General features: G+C 68.5%; 16 protein-coding genes. 8 read left to right on the plus strand and 8 right to left on the minus strand.

The features are described from left to right. Positions 1-7: 7 nt before the first annotated feature. From J2X34_RS20020 to J2X34_RS20035, 4 genes are all read right to left on the minus strand, one after another. Positions 8-784 carry an SDR family oxidoreductase gene (locus J2X34_RS20020; RefSeq protein ID WP_429519351.1) on the minus strand — a complete coding sequence of 259 codons (777 nt, stop codon included), beginning with the start codon at positions 782-784 and terminating at the stop codon, positions 8-10. 29 nt (positions 785-813) lie between these two features. Continuing rightward, entirely contained in the window at positions 814-2,505 is a 1,692-nt protein-coding gene (locus tag J2X34_RS20025; RefSeq protein WP_429519353.1) for an FAD-binding protein, read from the minus strand. 133 nt (positions 2,506-2,638) lie between these two features. Next, positions 2,639-4,249 (minus strand): glycoside hydrolase family 13 protein, encoded by a 1,611-nt coding sequence (locus tag J2X34_RS20030; RefSeq protein WP_429519355.1) that lies wholly within the window; start codon positions 4,247-4,249, stop codon positions 2,639-2,641. Between the two features lie 52 nt (positions 4,250-4,301). Further along, complete coding sequence (locus J2X34_RS20035) at positions 4,302-4,709, minus strand: globin (protein WP_174911480.1); 408 nt, start codon at positions 4,707-4,709, stop codon at positions 4,302-4,304. A gap of 176 nt (positions 4,710-4,885) precedes the next feature. On the opposite strand from J2X34_RS20035, the gene J2X34_RS20040 reads away from it, so the two are divergent. The 3 genes from J2X34_RS20040 (at position 4,886) to J2X34_RS20050 (ending at position 6,350) form a co-directional block, all read left to right on the plus strand. Next, a complete protein-coding gene (locus tag J2X34_RS20040) occupies positions 4,886-5,551 on the plus strand; it encodes an HNH endonuclease (protein ID WP_114719016.1) in 666 nt (221 codons plus the stop codon). Between the two features lie 84 nt (positions 5,552-5,635). After that, a complete protein-coding gene (gene ctaJ / locus J2X34_RS20045; protein WP_114719017.1) occupies positions 5,636-5,884 on the plus strand; it encodes an aa3-type cytochrome oxidase subunit CtaJ in 249 nt (82 codons plus the stop codon). Further along, positions 5,871-6,350, plus strand: coding sequence for a DUF5130 domain-containing protein (locus J2X34_RS20050; RefSeq protein ID WP_114719018.1), 480 nt, complete (start codon positions 5,871-5,873; stop codon positions 6,348-6,350). Before ctaJ ends, J2X34_RS20050 begins: the two co-directional genes overlap by 14 nt. 108 nt (positions 6,351-6,458) lie before the next feature. On the opposite strand, the gene pepN is transcribed toward J2X34_RS20050, so the two are convergent. Together pepN and J2X34_RS20060 are read right to left on the minus strand one after the other, a co-directional pair. Next, the gene (pepN, locus tag J2X34_RS20055) at positions 6,459-9,041 is read right to left on the minus strand and encodes an aminopeptidase N (protein ID WP_429519359.1); all 2,583 of its coding nucleotides are present in this window, start codon (positions 9,039-9,041) and stop codon (positions 6,459-6,461) included. A gap of 132 nt (positions 9,042-9,173) precedes the next feature. Continuing rightward, the gene (locus J2X34_RS20060) at positions 9,174-10,415 is read right to left on the minus strand and encodes an NAD(P)/FAD-dependent oxidoreductase (protein WP_429519361.1); all 1,242 of its coding nucleotides are present in this window, start codon (positions 10,413-10,415) and stop codon (positions 9,174-9,176) included. A gap of 154 nt (positions 10,416-10,569) precedes the next feature. On the opposite strand from J2X34_RS20060, the gene J2X34_RS20065 reads away from it, so the two are divergent. From J2X34_RS20065 to J2X34_RS20080, 4 genes are all read left to right on the plus strand, one after another. Next, positions 10,570-11,211, plus strand: a complete 642-nt coding sequence (locus J2X34_RS20065; RefSeq protein WP_174911468.1) for a DsbA family oxidoreductase — start codon at positions 10,570-10,572, stop codon at positions 11,209-11,211. Between the two features lie 41 nt (positions 11,212-11,252). After that, positions 11,253-11,834 carry an aspartate/glutamate racemase family protein gene (locus tag J2X34_RS20070; RefSeq protein WP_429519463.1) on the plus strand — a complete coding sequence of 194 codons (582 nt, stop codon included), beginning with the start codon at positions 11,253-11,255 and terminating at the stop codon, positions 11,832-11,834. Between the two features lie 72 nt (positions 11,835-11,906). After that, positions 11,907-12,389, plus strand: coding sequence for a ribose-5-phosphate isomerase (locus J2X34_RS20075; protein ID WP_031936551.1), 483 nt, complete (start codon positions 11,907-11,909; stop codon positions 12,387-12,389). Positions 12,390-12,408: 19 nt separating this feature from the next. After that, entirely contained in the window at positions 12,409-13,206 is a 798-nt protein-coding gene (locus tag J2X34_RS20080; RefSeq protein ID WP_429519364.1) for an Fpg/Nei family DNA glycosylase, read from the plus strand. Here the strand turns inward: J2X34_RS20080 and J2X34_RS20085 are convergent. Next, positions 13,203-14,042 carry a DUF1542 domain-containing protein gene (locus tag J2X34_RS20085; protein ID WP_429519366.1) on the minus strand — a complete coding sequence of 280 codons (840 nt, stop codon included), beginning with the start codon at positions 14,040-14,042 and terminating at the stop codon, positions 13,203-13,205. The genes J2X34_RS20080 and J2X34_RS20085 overlap by 4 nt on opposite strands. A 101-nt stretch (positions 14,043-14,143) precedes the next feature. Between J2X34_RS20085 and dinB the strand changes: the two genes are divergently transcribed. Then, positions 14,144-15,394 (plus strand): DNA polymerase IV, encoded by a 1,251-nt coding sequence (dinB, locus tag J2X34_RS20090; protein WP_429519368.1) that lies wholly within the window; start codon positions 14,144-14,146, stop codon positions 15,392-15,394. A gap of 12 nt (positions 15,395-15,406) precedes the next feature. On the opposite strand, the gene J2X34_RS20095 is transcribed toward dinB, so the two are convergent. Further along, complete coding sequence (locus tag J2X34_RS20095) at positions 15,407-16,540, minus strand: nitronate monooxygenase (RefSeq protein ID WP_429519369.1); 1,134 nt, start codon at positions 16,538-16,540, stop codon at positions 15,407-15,409. Positions 16,541-16,772: the final 232 nt, after the last annotated feature.

A 16,772-nucleotide genomic window follows, 5' to 3' on the forward strand; every position in this document is an offset into this window, starting at 1 on the left:
AACGGCGCTATTGACCCATGACGCGATTCACGGTCGGACCGGTGGTCCAGCCGCCGTCCACCGCGATCTCTGCGCCGGTGACGTACGACGCCCCATCGGAGAGCAGATACGTCACCGCGCCCGCGATCTCGTCGGCCTCGCCCACGCGCCCCATCGGGGTGTTGGGGAAGTTGCCCTCACCCGGCTGGATCCCGATGTCGGCGGTCATCGGCGTGTACGTCATGCCGGGGTGCACCGAGTTGACGCGGATGCGGTCCGTCCCGAGTTCGACGGCGGCGATCTTCGACAGCCCGCGCACGCCCCACTTGGAGGCGCCGTAGCCGGCCGTGAGGGCCAATCCCATGAGCCCGGCGGCGGACGAGATGTTCACGATCGATCCGCCGCCGGCCGCGCGCATCGGCGCGACGACCGCCTGGATTCCGTTGAAGACGCCGACCAGGTTGATGTCGAGGACCTTCCGGAAGTGCTCGAGCGGTTCGTGCTCGATGTACTGGCCCGTGGAGATGCCCGCATTGTTGACCAGGCCGTTCAGCGTTCCGAACTCGGTGAGCGTGAATTCGACTGCAGCACGCCACCCTTCGGCATCCGTGACGTCGAGGTGGACGTAACGTGCGGCGTCGCCGAGGTCGGCGGCCGTGGCGCGGCCGTCGTCGTCGAGGACGTCTGCGATCACCACCTTGCCGCCGGTTTCGACGATCTGGCGGGCGAATGCCGCGCCGAGGCCGCGGGCGCCGCCGGTGACGAGAACGACCTTGTCGGACAGCATATTCGAATCCTCACTCATGGGTTCAACCTTCTTTCCGAGACGCGACGTCACTTGCCGCGGGAGGCGTGGCGGGCACCGATGTAGCCGAACACCATCGCGGGACCGATGGTGGCACCCGCGCCGGCGTAGTCGTTGCCCATGACCGAGGCGGACGTGTTGCCGGTCGCGTACAGGCCGTCGATGACGCTGCCGTCCGCGCGCAGGACCTGACCGTTCTCGTTGTACATGAGTCCGCCCTTGGTTCCCAGGTCTCCGGCCCGCATCCGCAGTGCGTAGTACGGGGCGGTGTCGATGACGTCGAGCGTGGGGTGCGGCAGGCTCGGGTCGCCGTAGTAGTTGTCGTACGCGCTCTCGCCGCGGTGGAAGTCGCCGTCCCGTCCGTTTCGAGCGAATCCGTTGAAACGCGAGAGGGTTTCGGTGAGTCCGGCGACCGGGACATCGATCTTGCGGGCCAGCTCCTCGATCGTGTCGGCGACGGCGATCAGGCCGCCGTCGATCCACGCCTTGGGGAACTTCCGGCCCGGCATGATGCCACCGATCGGGTAGCGCTTCTTGGCGCGCTCGTCGAAGACGAACCACGTGGGTTCGTGACCGCCGGCCAGCTGATCGTGCACGAACGTCACGTACGGGGCGGCCTCGTTGGTGAACCGCTTGCCGTGCTGATCCACGATGATCGACCGCGGGACGGACCGCTCGGCGACCATCACCTGGACGATGCCGTCGGGCCGCTGGAACGACGGCATCCACCACGCGTCGTCCATGAGATCGACTGCAGCGCCGACGTTCCGGCCCGCGATGATGCCGTCGCCGGTGTTGTCGGACGACGCGGCACTGAAGTTGTCGCGGCCGCCTTCCGGCAGGTTCGCCTTGCGCATGTCGTCGTTGAACTCGAACCCGCCGGTCGCGAGCAGCACGCCGTGGCGGGCCCGGATTCGCACCGGTCGGCCGCCGCGCTCGGCGACCAGTCCGATGACGGCACCCGAGGAATCCGTCACGAGGGATTGCATGGGCGTGTTCAGCCACAGCGGCACCCCGGCGTCTTTGAGCGCCAGGCGGAGCCGGGCGATCAGGGCACGGCCGAGGGTGTCCATATGGCGCCGCAGCAGGATCGCCTTGACGGCATTGAACCCGGTCTTGAGCGCGGTGCGCCGGGCCTTCCACGTCCGCATCACCATGTTGAGCTGCACGAAGTCCTTGGACGTGATGAACAGTCCGGGCGGGGTCGCGAGCGCGGCCGGGCGCAGCAGATCCTGGTCGGCGCCCAGTTCCTTGAGGTCGACCGGCAGCGGCTCGATGGTGCGTCCCGCAGGACGGCCGCCGGGCTGCTCGGGGTGGTAGTCGGAGTAGCCCGTGCACCACTGGAATCGCATGTGGCGGCTCGACGTCTCCAGGAACGCGAGCGTCTTGGGGCCCTCGTCGATGAAGGCATCGAGGTTCGCCGACGGAACCCGGTCGCCGAGGACCGCATCGAGGTAGCGGCGGACGTCCTCGCGGGAGTCGGCCAGGCCCTCGCGGATCAGCAGCGGGTTGTTCGGTACCCACACACCGCCGCCGGACAATGCCGTGGCGCCACCGTAGACACCCGCCTTCTCGATGAGCAGGGTGTCCAGTCGTTCGGCGGCGCCGGCCAGCGCGGCGGTGAAACCGCCTGCGCCGCTGCCGACCACCAGCAGATCCACCTCGTGATCCCAGGTGGGCTCGGCGGACTGGTCGGTCTGGATCGAATCGGTCGCGGACATCGCGGGTCTCCTCGGGGTGCCTGGGGGACGCGGCACACAGTGCCTGTGTGGCACGTCACGTCGCGTCCACGACACTAGGGAGCGCTCGGAGGGGTCCGAAATCGAATCTCCCGCTGGGCGGGAGACCCGCGAATCAGACCAGCCAGGCCGCCGAATCGGCCGGCAGCAGCCCGTCGGCGAGGGGTGCACTCGCGAGCAGCACCGTGCCCGGAGGCAGCTGGATCGGGGCGTCCGTCGTGTTCAACACACAGATGAGGCCGCCGCTGCGACGGAACGCGAAGCAGCCGGGAGGGCTTCCGTACCAATCGATTCCGGGCCCGGAGCATTCCGGGAGGTTGGCTCGCATCTCGAGTGCTGCGCGGTACAGCGACAGGGTCGAGTCGACGTCCTCGAGCTGGGACTCCACAGTCAGTGGAGTCCACGCCGGCGGGATCGGCAGCCACGTGTCGGGCGACGTCGAGAAGCCGAAGGGCGGTCGGTCGCCCTCCCACGGCACTGGGACCCGGCACCCGTCGCGCCCGCGCTCGGTGTGGCCGGATCGCTCCCACGTCGGGTCCTGGAGGGCTGCGTCGGGGAGATCGACGTTGGGGAGGCCGAGCTCGGCGCCGTTGTAGATGAACGCCGCGCCCGGCAACGCGAGCTCCACCAGTGCCATCGCGCGGGCGCGGGTCACGCCGCGGGTGCCGCCGCCGTACCGGGTCACCTCGCGTTCCACGTCGTGGTTCGACAGTGTCCACGTGGGGGTGCCACCGACATGCGCCACGGCGTCGAGCGAGTTCTCGATCGCGGCGCGCACCGCGTCGGCGTCGAACGCCGTCTCGGCGAGCCGGAAATTGAAGCCGAGGTGCAGTTCGTCGGGGCGGACGTACTCGCCGAACCGCTCGTTGTCGCGCACCCAGATCTCGCCGACCGCCATCGCGTGCGGGTACTCGTTCATGACCCGGCGGATCCCCCGATGGATCTCGTGCACCGCCGGGTTGTTGAACCGCGGATCGTCGTCGTCGTTCTTCAGGAGCTCGTTGGTGTTCCAGTCGTGGTCGGGGAGCCCCTCCGGTTTGGCCATGCCGTGGGCGACGTCGATGCGGAACCCGTCGATGCCGCGGTGCAACCAGAACCGCAGGGTCTTCTCGAGGTCGGCGAACACCTCGGGGTTGTCCCAGTTCAGGTCGGGCTGCTCGCGCGCGAAGATGTGCAGGTACCACTGGCCCGGGGTGCCGTCGGGCTCGGTGATCCGCGTCCACGCGGGCCCGCCGAAGACACTCGGCCAGTTGTTGGGCGGCTGCGCGCCGTCCGGGCCGCGGCCGTCGCGGAAGATGTAGCGGTCTCGGGTGCTGCTGCCCGGACCGTCGGCGAGGGCCTCCCGGAACCAGGGATGCTCACTGGACGTGTGGTTGGGAACAAGGTCCATCGTGACCCGGATGCCGCGCGCGTGCGCCTCGACGATCAGCTCGTCCATCGTCGCGAGGTCGCCGAACAGGGGGTCGATGTCCCGCGGATCGGAGACGTCGTAGCCGTGATCGGCCATCGGCGACCGCATCACGGGGCTGAGCCAGAGCGCGTCGACGCCAAGCAGTTCGAGGTAGCCGAGGCGGTCGATCACGCCGCCCAGATCGCCGATGCCGTCGCCGTTCGAGTCGGAGAACGACCGCGGATAGACCTGGTAGAAAATGGCGTCGGACCACCACGAACGGGCGTCGCCGGTGATGCGGCTGGTCGGCTGGTCCTCGCGGGGCGTCACAGTCATTCATAGTGCCGCATCGAGGACCTTCGAACGATCCGTCCGGAAACTGTGGCTGCTACACCGGCGAGTTGACCATCGACGCGGCCGCCATGTCCATGTAGTCGATCAGGGCGCGGCGGTGCGGTTCGTCCAGCGTCTGCTCATCGATCGAGGCGATCGCGGTGTGCATGCAGCGCAGCCACGCGTCCCGTTCGATCGGGCCGATCCGGAACGGATTGTGGCGCATCCGCAGGCGGGGATGTCCGCGCTCCTCGGAGTAGGTGCGTGGCCCGCCCCAGTACTGCTCGAGGAACATACGCATGCGGCGCTCGGCCGGCCCGAGGTCCTCCTCGGGATACAGCGGCCGGACCACCTCGTCCGTCGCCACCTCCTCGTAGAAGCGCGCAGTGAGCTTGCGGAACGTCTCGGCTCCGCCCACTGCCTCGTAGAAGGTCTGCTGCGTGGTGGGGTTCGTTTCAGTCATGTCCCGTCCCATTGTGCCCGGTTTCGAGTCGAGCATGCCTCGAGGATGCCTGAGCCGGTCCGGGTGTGGTGCACGGCACCGTTCGTTCACCGCCCGTGCGGCAAATTTTTCGCGGAAATGGGTGTGCGGGAGCCGATCATCCGTGGTCAACTGGGGTCAGTCTTCGCGGAGGTCGCATGACACATCGACAGAGCGCGCGAGCGCATCGACAACTCGTGCCCACTGATGTGCGGGGAAACTGCACGTCGGGGGCTTTTCCGCTGCACGTCATCCCCGAGCCCGGATCGTCCGGGCTCGGTCTGCCGGGTCTCGGCACCGTGACCTCCTGGAACAAACGTCGGGTGCTGCTGCTCAATGCCACGTTCGAACCTCTCACCGCTCTGCCCGCGCGACGCGCCGTCGTGCTGATGGTCTGCGACAAAGCCGACCCGGTCCACGAGGACCCGCTCGGCCCCGTGATCCACTCGGAGGGCTACTCCCTCCAGGTGCCCTTCGTCATCCGGCTCCGCAACTACGTTCGGGTTCCGTACCGGACCCGTGTCCCGATGACCCGCGCCGCGCTCATGCACCGCGACCGCTTCCGCTGCGGATACTGCGGGGACAAGGCCGAGACCATCGATCATGTCGTGCCGCGCAGCCGCGGCGGCGGGCATTCGTGGGAGAACTGCGTCGCGTGCTGCGCGCCGTGTAATCACCGCAAAGCGGACAAACTGCTCACCGAACTGGGGTGGACGCTCAGGACCGCGCTGGTGCCCCCGTCCGGTCCGCACTGGCGGCTGCTGTCGACTACCACCGAGGTGCATCCGACCTGGCTGCCCTATCTGGGCGAGGGTGCGGCCTGATGCATTTATGTGTCACCACGCGAGCCGAGGCATGATTCGGCCCCGACGCTTCCATTTCGGCAGGACTCGGCTACGGTTTGCGTCGTGAGCATTCTCGAGACAGTGCTGATATTCGTAGGGATTCCCGTCTTGGTGATCGCGATCGTCGCGGGACTGTCCTTCATGACCAAGAAGTCGCCCGGCTTCGTTCCGACCGAGTACCGCCTCGGTCAGCGCTGGACCCATCAGCCGGTCCTGTGGAGCGCTGTCGACGAGGTGACCTCGCATGGTCACCACGCCGGACACGCTGCCGGTGCAGATCTGATCGGAGGTTCGGCAAGTGGCAAGTGGTGACGTTCTCCAGTCCTCGGCGGTAGCGGCGGCGGATCTGCCGGTGGGCACCGTCGTGACCTCCGGCGGTCGCATCTCCGGTGTGCACCGCATCGGCGAGTCCTTCGACGACCTGCTGCCTTTCACCACCGACCAGCTGGTGGCCCTCGATGACGCCCTCACGGACGCGACGCGCGCCACGAAGGTGCGCTTCAACATCTACGTCGGTGACCTGGGCGAGAACCCGGCCGCCGGTGCGGACGCGGTCTTCCCGAACACCCCGGAGGCCGAGCGATCGATCCTGATCGCCGTGTCGCCGAACCAGCGTGTCGTCGAGATCCGTGGTGGCCGCGGCGTCGAGAACCGTGTCACCGACCGGATCACGCAGCTCGGTGTCACCGCCGCCGTCGCGTCCTTCGGCGAGGGCGACCTCATCGACGGTCTCGTCTCGGCGCTGCGCGTGATGAGCGCCGCGATCGCCCCGAAGTAGTCCCTGCACTTTCCGCTTCACCCCGGTGACCCGATGTCACATGCGTTCAGTCGAACTGAACCGCTGTGACATCGGGTCATCGGCGTTCCGGGGATCGGACGCTGTCGGTCAGGTCGCGTCGAACGCCCGGGCCTTCAGCGACCGGACGATGCCTGCCTTGCCCTCGACGACGAGGCGGCGCAGCGCCGGCGGGTGCTCACCCGACAGGAACTCGTCGGCCGCGGCCACGGACGCCTCGCTGATCGACCAGGACGGGTACAGGCCGACCACCACGGTCTGCGCCACCTCGCTCGACCGGCGCTCCCACACCGCCGGGATCTCCGCGAAGTATCGGGCCACGTACGGCTCGAGTAGTTCGGATTGGCCGGGCGCGACGATGCCGCCGATGATCGCGCGGGCGGTGATGTTCGGGACGGTGTCGTCGTCGAACACGGTCGTCCAGGCCTGCTCCTTGACCGCGGCCTGGGGCCGGGCCGCCGCCGCCGACGCCGCCTGACGGGCACCCGCGGCGGTGGGGTCGCGCTCCGCCTCCGCGTCGATGAACGGCGTCTCGGTACCGTCCGTGTCCACCTGACCGGCCGCGGCCAGCGCGTGGACGAGCCGCCAGCGCAGGTCGGTGTCCACGACCAGCCCGGACAGTCCGAGCTTCGCGGGGTCGGCGTCGAGCAGCTCCTGCAGCACCTCGGTGTGCCATGCCGACAGCTGCGACCCGGTGAGCGCGTTGACGAACGCCAACTGGTGGTCGGAGCCGGGCTCGGCCTCGCGGGCCAGCTCGAGCAGCCGGTCCGCGAACGCGGGCCAGCCGAATGCGTCCGCCCAGCCGGGCTCGGCGTACGCCGACAGCGCCGTCTGTGCCTGGAGCAGCAGTCGCTGGACGACACCCACCTCGGTCTCGGCGCCGATGCCGCGCTGGACGAGGCTCACGAAATCGCGTGCCCGCATCTCCGCCTGCCGGGTCATCTCCCACGCCGCCGACCATGCGAGGGTGCGGGGGAGCGGCTCGGCGATGTCGCCGATCCGGCCGACGAGGGTGTCGAGCGAATCGCGGTCCAGCCGCAGCGAGCAGTAGGTGAGATCGTCGTCGTTGACGAGGATCAGCTTGCCGCGCGGCACCCCGACCAGCTCGGGCACGTCGGTGCTCGCGCCCTCGACGTCGAGCTCGACGCGGTGCGTACGGACCAGCTTGCCGGTGGCAGGGTCGTCGTCGTAGATGCCGACCGCGAGACGGTGCACACGGGTCTCGCCGGCGCCCGGAGCGGCGCCCTCCTGCAACACCGCGAACCGGGAGAACGTGCCGTCGGGCTCGATCTGGAAGTCGGGGCGCAGGATGTTGAGGCCCGTCGTCTTGAGCCACTGCGCACCCCACCCCGACAGGTCGCGGCCCGACGCCTTCTCCAGCGCCCGTAGCAGGTCGTCGAACGTCGCGTTGGCGAACGCATGCTCGGCGAAGTAGTCCCGCAGACCCGACAGGAACGGCTCGAGCCCGACGTATGCGACGAGCTGCTTGAGCACGCTGGCGCCCTTGGCGTACGTGATGCCGTCGAAGTTCACCTCGACGGCCGCGAGGTCGGGGATGTCCGCGGCGATCGGATGCGTCGACGGCAGCTGGTCCTGCCGGTACGCCCAGGACTTCTCCACGTTGGCGAAGGTGGTCCATGCGTTGGTGTACTCGGTGGCCTCGGTCTGGCACAGCACCGACGCGAACGTCGCGAACGACTCGTTGAGCCACAGGTCGTCCCACCAGCGCATCGTGACCAGATCGCCGAACCACATGTGGGCCATCTCGTGCAGCACCGTCTCGGCGCGCCGCTCGTACGAGTAGCGGGTGACCTTGGAGCGGAACACGTAGTCCTCGAGGAAGGTCACTGCGCCGGCGTTCTCCATCGCGCCCGCATTGAACTCCGGCACGAACAGCTGGTCGTACTTGCCGAACGCGTACGGCACACCGAAGTTGCGGTGGTAGAAGCCGAAGCCCTGCTTGGTTTCGGTGAACAGACGTTCGGCATCCATGTACTCGGCGAGCGATGCACGGCAGTAGATGCCGAGCGGGATGTGTCCGTGCTCGTCGGAATAGCTGTCGGTCCACTGCGCGTACGGGCCGGCGATCAGTGCCACCAGGTACGTACTCATGCGCGGGGTCGTGCGGAAGACGTGGCGGCCCGGAGCGGCCGCCAGCGGCTCGACGGTCTCGGCGTTGGAGATGACCTTCCAGTCCTCCGCCGCGACGACGGAGATGTCGAAGGTGGCCTTGAGATCCGGCTGGTCGAAGCACGCGAACATCCGCTTGGCGTCGGCGGTTTCGAACTGCGAGTACAGGTACACCGCATTGTCGGTGGGGTCGACGAAGCGGTGCAGTCCCTCGCCGGTGTTGGTGTAGAGGCAGTCGGCCTCGACGACGAGCTCATTGCTGTCCGCGAGGCCGCTCAGCGTGACCCCGGTGGCCTCGTCGTACGACGACACGTCGACCGGGGTGCCGTTGAGGACCGCCGAATGCACTGTGTCGGCGATGATGTCGATGAACGTCGACGCTCCGGCCGTCGCCGCGAACGTGACGGTGGTGCGGGAGCGGAAGGTGCTCTCGCCCGGTCGGCCGTCGCCGTCGGTGAGATCGAGTTCGATGCGATAGTTGTCGACGGTCAGCAGCGCCGAGCGTTCGGCGGCCTGTTCGCGGGTCAGATTCGGTGGGGCCACAAAGATCTCCTCATCACGGATGGACAATCGACTCCCCGCTATCCCATCACGCGCCGCCCTCCTCTCGCGATTTGCGCACTTATCGTTGCGACGCGGGCACCCGCGGCACCGAGAAGTGCGCAAATCGCGGGGTCAGGTGGCGAGTTCGGTGAGGGGGACGGCGGGGTCGGCGAGCCGGGTGGGGTCGACAGGACCGGAGAACGCGACGAGCGCCTTGATGTCGTCGGTGACATCCCAGATGTTGACGTTCATGCCGGCGAGCACCCGGTTCTCCTCGTCGAGCCAGAACGCCAGGAACTCTCGTGCTCCGACGTCGCCGCGGGTCACCACCTTCGAGTACTTCGGTGCCCAGCCCACATATTCCATGCCCAGGTCGTACTGGTCGGTGAAGAAGTACGGCAGGTTGGTGTACTCGACCGGGTGGCCGAGCATGGTCGCGGCCGCGATCGCGGGCTGGTTCAGCGCGTTGGCCCAGTGTTCGACGCGGACGCGGGCCGCCAGCAGCGGATGTTGCTGGGCGGCGATGTCGCCGACCGCGACGATGTCCGGGTCGCTCGTGGTGAGCGTGCCGTCCACGAGGATGCCACCGTCGACCGAAAGCCCGGCGGCCTCGGCGATCTCGATGTTGGGTTGCGCGCCGACAGCGACCAGCACCGCGTCGGCGGGCAGCACCGTCCCGTCGCCCAGTCGGACGCCGTCCGCACGCCCGTCGGTGACGGTGATCTCCTCGACCTTGGACCCGAAACGGAAGTCGATGCCGTGTTCGCGGTGCAGATCGGCGAACACGGCACCCATCTCCCTGCCCAGCGCTGCGAGCAGCGGCAATTCGGCCGACTCCACGATCGTGACCGCGACATCGCGACCGCGCGCCCCCGACGCGATCTCGAGTCCGATCCAGCCCGCGCCGACGATCACCAGTCGGGCTCCCGGGGAGAGCGCCGCGATCAGGGCGTCGGATTCGTCGATGGTGCGCAGGTAGTGCACGCCCGCCGCGTCGGCGCCGGGGATCGGTGGGCGACGCGAACGGGATCCGGTCGCGAGCGCGAGTCGGTCGTAGCCGAGTGTCGAACCGTCCGGCAGCACCACGCACTTGCGGTCGCGATCGAGCGCCGTCGCGGTGGTGCCCAGACGCAGGTCCACGTGGTGGTCTCGGTACCAGTCCCCGTGCTGGACGGTGAAATCGGGCAGCTCCTTCTTGCCGGCGACATGTTCCTTGGAAAGTGGTGGTCGCTCGTAGGGGAGATGGTCCTCCTGGCTGAGGAGGACGATGGACCCGTCGAAATCTCTGTCTCTCAACGATTCTGCGATCTTGGCGCCGGCCAGGCCGCCGCCGACGATGACGAACGTGCGATTCGATGACTCGTGGGATGTCACGGGGAGGCTCCGTTCCAGTGTGGCTACTGGCTGTCCTCCATCGACAGTAACGTTGCTCCGAGGTGTGCGGGAAGCATTCCCGCACGCGCATGGTTGTCTATCAATCGAGAGGTGTGACGTGGATCTGTCGCACCGCAGAACGAGGGAGACACGCGTGAGCGCGGAAGCACAGACAAACTCCGGCAAGACCGGCAAGAAGGACACCGTCGACTTCTGGTTCGACCCGCTGTGCCCCTGGTGCTGGATCACGTCGCGCTGGATCCTCGAGGTGACCGAGGTCCGCGACATCGAGGCCAAATTCCACGTCATGAGCCTCGCCGTCCTCAACGAGGGACGCGAGCTTCCCGAGGAGTACCGCGAGAAGATGGGCAAGGCCTGGGGCCCGGTGCGGGTTCTCATCGCGGCGGCCCAGCAGCGCGGCGACGACATCCTGCTGCCGCTCTACACGGCGATGGGCACGCGGATCCACAACGGCGGCGACCAGGATCTGACGAACGTCGTCGTCGAGTCCCTCGCCGAACTGGGCCTGCCCGCCGAGCTGGCGGCGGCCGCCGACACCGACGAGTTCGACGCCGAACTGCGCCGCAGCCACCACGCCGGCATGGACAAGGTCGGCGACGACGTCGGTACCCCCACCATCCACGTCAACGGCACCGCGTTCTTCGGCCCGGTCCTCTCGCGCATCCCGCGCGGTGAGGATGCCGGCAAGGTGTGGGACGGCACCGTCGCCCTGGCGTCGTACCCGCACTTCTTCGAGCTCAAGCGGACCCGCACCGAGGATCCCCAGTTCGACTGAGGTCCGGTCGCCGAGTGACCGTTCCGGGGGCGAGAGAGAGGGTGCGTGCGGTGCTCGCCACCAGTGTCGAACGCCTCGCGCGAGCCGGGTGCGACTTCTTCGTCTGCCCGGACAACACGGCGCATCTCGCTCTCGAGGCCGACGGTGATCACCTCGCCCTGCCCGGGCTGCATCTGGTCGACATCGTCGCGGATGCTGCCCAGCAGGCCGGGCACGCCCGCGTCGGCATCCTGGGAACGCGCTTCACGATGCAGGGACCGCTGTACCCCCGAGAACTGGCCGCACGGGGCATCGACGCCGTCGTTCCGGATACCGCCGATCAGGCCATGGTCCGCTCGGCAGTCTTCGACGAACTGGTCCACGGGGATTTCCGGCCACAGACGCGGGCGTCGTTCGTCGCACTCATCGAGAGGCTCGCTTCCGCCGGCTGCGACGCGGTTGCGTTGGTGTGTACCGAGATTCCTCTGCTCGTGCGGCCCGAGCACTCGCCACTGCCGATTCTGGATTCCACGCGGCTCTCCGGACGCGCGGCGCTCGAGGTCGCGGTGGGAAAGCGGCCCATGCCCACCTGGCGTGGATCGACGTTTCGACGGGCCGGCGCTCCCGGCGCCGGTACCGGGTGACTCGACGCGCGGGTTTCTCCTCCTCGAGTCCCCACGATCGCCGCGGCGACGTGACCTGTCAGAATTGAGGTCATGCGCGTATACCTGGGTGCCGACCACGCCGGCTTCGAACGCAAGAACCAGATCATCGAACACCTCACCGCGAACGGCCATGAGGCCATCGACTGCGGTGCACACGTCTACGACGCCGTCGACGACTACCCGGCCTTCTGCATCGAGGCGGCCCGCCGCGTCGTCGCCGATCCGGGCAGCCTGGGCCTGGTCCTCGGTGGCAGCGGCAACGGTGAGCAGATCGCCGCGAACAAGGTTCCTGGCGCCCGCTGCGCCCTCGCGTGGAGCGTCGAGACCGCGCAGCTGGCCCGCCAGCACAACAACGCGCAGCTCATCGGCATCGGCGGCCGCATGCACTCCCTCGAGGAGACCCTCGCGATCGTCGACGCCTTCCTCGCCACCGAGTGGTCCGACGAGGAGCGTCACCAGCGTCGCATCGACATCCTCGCCGAGTACGAGAAGACGGGTGTGGCGCCGGCCGTGCCCGCGGCCCCCGAAGCCTGAACGAACAGGTAAGCAGAACGTGCCCGAGGGCCACACTCTCCACCGTCTCGCGCGCCTGCATCAGCAGCGTTTCGCGGGATCGCCGGTGTACGTGTCGAGCCCGCAGGGCAGATTTGCCGAGGACGCGGCCCTGATCGACGGCCGCGCCCTCGTGCGTTCCGACGCGTGGGGCAAGCACCTGTGGCACCACTACGAGAACGGTCTCGTGGTGCACGTCCACCTGGGGTTGTACGGCAAGTTCACCGAGTCCGCGCTCCCGCTCGAGGCGCCCGTCGGGCAGGTCCGGATGCGCATGATCGGCGCCGAGTTCGGCACCGACCTGCGCGGTCCCACCGCCTGTGAGGTGCTGCATCCGCCGCAGGTCGCCGCGATCGAGGCCCGCCTGGGTCCCGATCCGCTGCGCAAGGACGCCGACCCGGACCGGGCGTGGGCGCGGATCTCGAAGTCGCAGACACCGATCGGCGCGATGCTGATGGATCAGGCCGTGTTGGCCGGCGTCGGCAACGTCTACCGTGCCGAGGTCCTGTTCCGGCACGGGATCCACCCGGAGCGGCCCGGCAAGCGCGTCAGCCGCGCCGAGTTCGACGCGATGTGGGACGACCTCGTCGAACTGATGAAGGTCGGGGTCCGCCGCGGCAGGATGCACGTCGTGCGGCCCGAGGACGACCACGGCGAGCCGTCGTACGCGAAGGACCGGCCGCGGACCTACACCTACCGCAGAGCAGGATCGGCGTGCCGCATCTGCAGCACGCCGATCTCTCACTCGGTTATGAAGGGGCGCAACCTGTTCTGGTGCCCCGGTTGTCAGGCCGACTAGAAGTCGAAGCCCCCGAAATCGCCTCCGCCGAAATCTCCGCCGCCCCAGTCTCCGCCGTAGTCGCCGCCGCCGTCGCCCGCGGCGCCGTAGTCGACATCGCCGCCAGCGTCTCCGCCGTCTCCGCCGTCTCCGCCGTCAGTGCCGGCATCGCCGCCGTCACCGTCGGCTGCGTCCATGCCGTCCTGGTAGCCGTCGCCGTAGCCGTCGGCGAACCCCTGCGCGTCGTATCCCACCCCGGACATCCCGGAGAACATCGCAGAGAACAGGAACATCGAACCGACACCCCACGCGCCGGCGACGAGCGCGGGCTTCCACCACGGCTCGGAGTACCAGCCTGCGGGGACCGGACGTCCGGCGACGCGGCCGCCGGGGTAGTAGTTGGGTGTGCGAGCCGACGGATTGGGTGACGCCGAGACCTGACGGCCCTCGAACTCGATGTCGCGGTCCTCGGTGACCGAGCCGGCCGACTTCTGGCCGTCGATGCTCGGGATCTCGGGACCCGGATCCATGCCCATCGCGGAGCGCGCGGCGCGGATGTAGTACAGACCCTCGAGTGCGGTCTGCTTCGCCAGACGCGCCTGCACGGGCGTCGTGGCCTGTTCGATCTGCGAACCGGCGGCGGTGTACCGCTCGGAGGCGTCGGCGAGAGCCTGCTTGGAGGCGTCGTCGCTGCCGACGAGGTTGTAGACCTGGCCACCCAGGCGCTCGATCGACTGGCGGGCATCCGCCTTGGCGTCTTCGAGTTGGTTCGCCGAGTGGCCCTTGTTCTTGTTCTGGCTCTTCATCACCAGAAAGACGACGGCGCCGATCACGGCGACGATGAGGAGGAGTTCCACGGGGGACCTTCCGGAGGTGTCAAATCGGACATTGTCAAGGATACCGGGGGCGGGCGTGGCGTGATCGTGTCTCGAATCCTGTCGGTGGTCGATGCGAACATATGTTCGTGTCCGACGTCGTCGATCGTTCCCCGCCGCCGCGTGCCGAGGCGACGATCCTGCACGCCGATCTGGACGCGTTCTACGCCTCGGTGGAGCAGCGCGACGATCCGGGCCTGCGGGGGTGGCCGGTGATCGTGGGCGGGGGAGTGGTCCTCGCGGCCAGCTACGAGGCGAAGGCGTTCGGGGTGCGCACCGCGAGCAGCGGATCGGAGGCGCGGCGGCGATGCCCGCACGCGATCGTCGTCCCGCCCCGGATGTCCGCGTATGCGCGGGCCAGCCGCGAGGTGTTCGACGTCTTCCGGAACACGACACCCCTGGTCGAGGGCATCTCGATCGACGAGGCATTCCTCGACGTCGGCGGGTTGAGCCGGATCAGCGGCAGTCCGCGACAGATCGCGGAGCGGTTGCGCCGAGACGTGCGCGAACAGGTGGGGCTGCCGATCACGGTCGGCATCGCGCGGACGAAGTTCCTGGCCAAGGTCGCCAGTGCAGTGGGGAAACCCGACGGGCTGCTGCTGGTGCCGCCGGATCGCGAGCTCGAGTTCCTGCATCCACTGCCGATCGAACGACTGTGGGGTGTCGGGGCCGTGACCTCCGCGAAGCTGCACGGATACGGCGTTCGGACCGTCGCGGAACTCGCGGCGCTGTCCGAGCGCGAACTGTCCACCGTGGTCGGATCGGGATCCGCCCGGCACCTGCACGCGCTGGCGTGGGCGCGCGATCCGCGGCGGGTCGAGACGGGGCGACGGCGTCGGTCGATCGGGGCGCAGAGTGCCCTCGGGCGTCGCGTGCGAAGCTTCGCCGAGATCGAGACGATCGCCGCCGCGCTGGTGGACCGTGTGGCGAGGCGTCTGCGGGCGGCCGGACGGGTGTGCCGCACGGTGGTGATCCGGATGAGGTTCGCGGACTTCGGGCGTGCCACCCGCTCGGTGACCCTCGGCGAGGCCTCGGCACGAACCGAGACCATTCTCGGTGCGGTGCGATCGTTGCTGGAGCATTCGCGGCCGTTGATCGCCGAGCGGGGACTGACGCTGATCGGTGTCGCGCTGTCGAACCTGGACGCGGAAGGCGCCGAACAGCTCGCGCTGCCGTTCGAGCCGGACACCGGGAGCTCGTCGAAGGAGTCCGACGGTGTCCGCCTCGACGGCGCGCTCGACGCGGTGCGGGCGAAATTCGGATCGGTCGCGGTCACCCGCGCCGCGCTGCTCGGTCGCGACGGTGGTGACAGCGTCCCGCTCCTGCCCGACTAGTGCGAGTGCCGGTCAGGCGTTGGCGGCCTCGTTCAGACGCTCCAGGGTTCCGGTGGCCTCGAGGTACTCCTGCACCCAACGTTCGATGACCGCCGCGGTCTTCTCCACCTTGGTGAACTGGCCGACGACCTGACCCACGGGGTTGAACGCGACGTCGACGGTCTCGTCGGGGTACTTGTGGGTGGCGGCCACGGCCATGCCGGACACCATGTACTGCAGCGGCATGCCGAGGGGCTCCGGGTTGCCTGCCTTCTCCCACGCCTCGGTCCAGTCGTTGCGCAGCATCCGGCAGGGCTTGCCGGTGAACGAGCGGCTGCGCACCGTGTCGCGACTGCTGGCATTCGCGTAGGCGGCCTGCTGGACGGCGGTGTTCTCGGCCTCCTCGACCATGAGCCACTGCGAACCCGACCACGCGCCCTGGGCGCCCATGGCGAGCGCGGCCGCGATCTGCTGGCCGCTGCCGATGCCACCCGCCGCCAGCACGGGAATCGGGGCAACCTCCTTGACGACCTGCGGCCACAGCACGATCGAGCCGACCTCGCCGCAGTGGCCGCCGCCCTCGCCGCCCTGCGCGATGATGATGTCGACGCCGGCGTCCGCGTGCTTGCGGGCCTGGTAGGGCGATCCGCACAGCGCCGCGACCTTCCGGCCCGACGCGTGGATGTGCTCGATCATGTCCGCGGGCGGGGTGCCGAGGGCATTGGCGATCAGCGTGACCTTCGGGTGCTGGAGTGCCACCTCGACCTGCGGGGTGGCGGTGGCCTCGGTCCAGCCGAGCAGCTGCAGCGCGTTCTCGCGGCCGTCGGCCGGCGTGGGGACACCGTGATCGGTGAGGATGCCGCGAGCGAAGTCGAGCGTCTCCTGCGGCACCATCGACTGCAGCATCTTGGTCAGTTCGTCGGCGGACAGATTCGAGTCCATGCCCTCGTACTTGTTCGGGATCACGATGTCGACGCCGTAGGGGTGGTCGCCGATGTGCTCGTCGATCCACTTCAGCTCGATCTCGAGTTCCTCGGGTGTGAACCCCACGGCGCCGAGAACGCCGAATCCGCCGGCCTTGCTGACGGCGACCACGACGTCGCGGCAATGGGTGAAGGCGAAGATCGGGAACTCGATTCCGAGATCGTCGCAAAGTGGGGTGTGCATCCGGCACTCCTTCGGGGGTGGAAGTCGGAAATCTGTAACAGGTTCCAACTTAGGTCAGGCATCCCTGGTGTGCGGCGGGAATCACGAAGCGGCCGAAGCTCCGAGTAATGTGACAAGAGTCACTCGACGGTGGTCTGGTCGGGCGGCAGATTCGCGTGCGCTCGGCGGGGGCGGCGCGGGGTCGGATGGGTGATGGGTTCCGAAGGGGCGGAAACAAGAAAAACCCCCACCG

Source organism: Rhodococcus sp. BE178, assembly GCF_050433545.1.
Taxonomy (GTDB): Bacteria; Actinomycetota; Actinomycetes; order Mycobacteriales; family Mycobacteriaceae; genus Prescottella.

Bases quoted from the DNA above. Each gene is read 5' to 3' on its own strand.
- J2X34_RS20020 (WP_429519351.1), bottom strand. From the start codon at position 784: ATGAGTGAGGATTCGAATATGCTGTCCGACAAGGTCGTTCTCGTCACC.
- J2X34_RS20025 (WP_429519353.1), bottom strand. From the start codon at position 2,505: ATGTCCGCGACCGATTCGATCCAGACCGACCAGTCCGCCGAGCCCACC.
- J2X34_RS20030 (WP_429519355.1), bottom strand. From the start codon at position 4,249: ATGACTGTGACGCCCCGCGAGGACCAGCCGACCAGCCGCATCACCGGC.
- J2X34_RS20035 (WP_174911480.1), bottom strand. From the start codon at position 4,709: ATGACTGAAACGAACCCCACCACGCAGCAGACCTTCTACGAGGCAGTG.
- J2X34_RS20040 (WP_114719016.1), top strand. From the start codon at position 4,886: ATGACACATCGACAGAGCGCGCGAGCGCATCGACAACTCGTGCCCACT.
- J2X34_RS20075 (WP_031936551.1), top strand. From the start codon at position 11,907: ATGCGCGTATACCTGGGTGCCGACCACGCCGGCTTCGAACGCAAGAAC.
- dinB (WP_429519368.1), top strand. From the start codon at position 14,144: ATGTTCGTGTCCGACGTCGTCGATCGTTCCCCGCCGCCGCGTGCCGAG.
- J2X34_RS20095 (WP_429519369.1), bottom strand. From the start codon at position 16,540: ATGCACACCCCACTTTGCGACGATCTCGGAATCGAGTTCCCGATCTTC.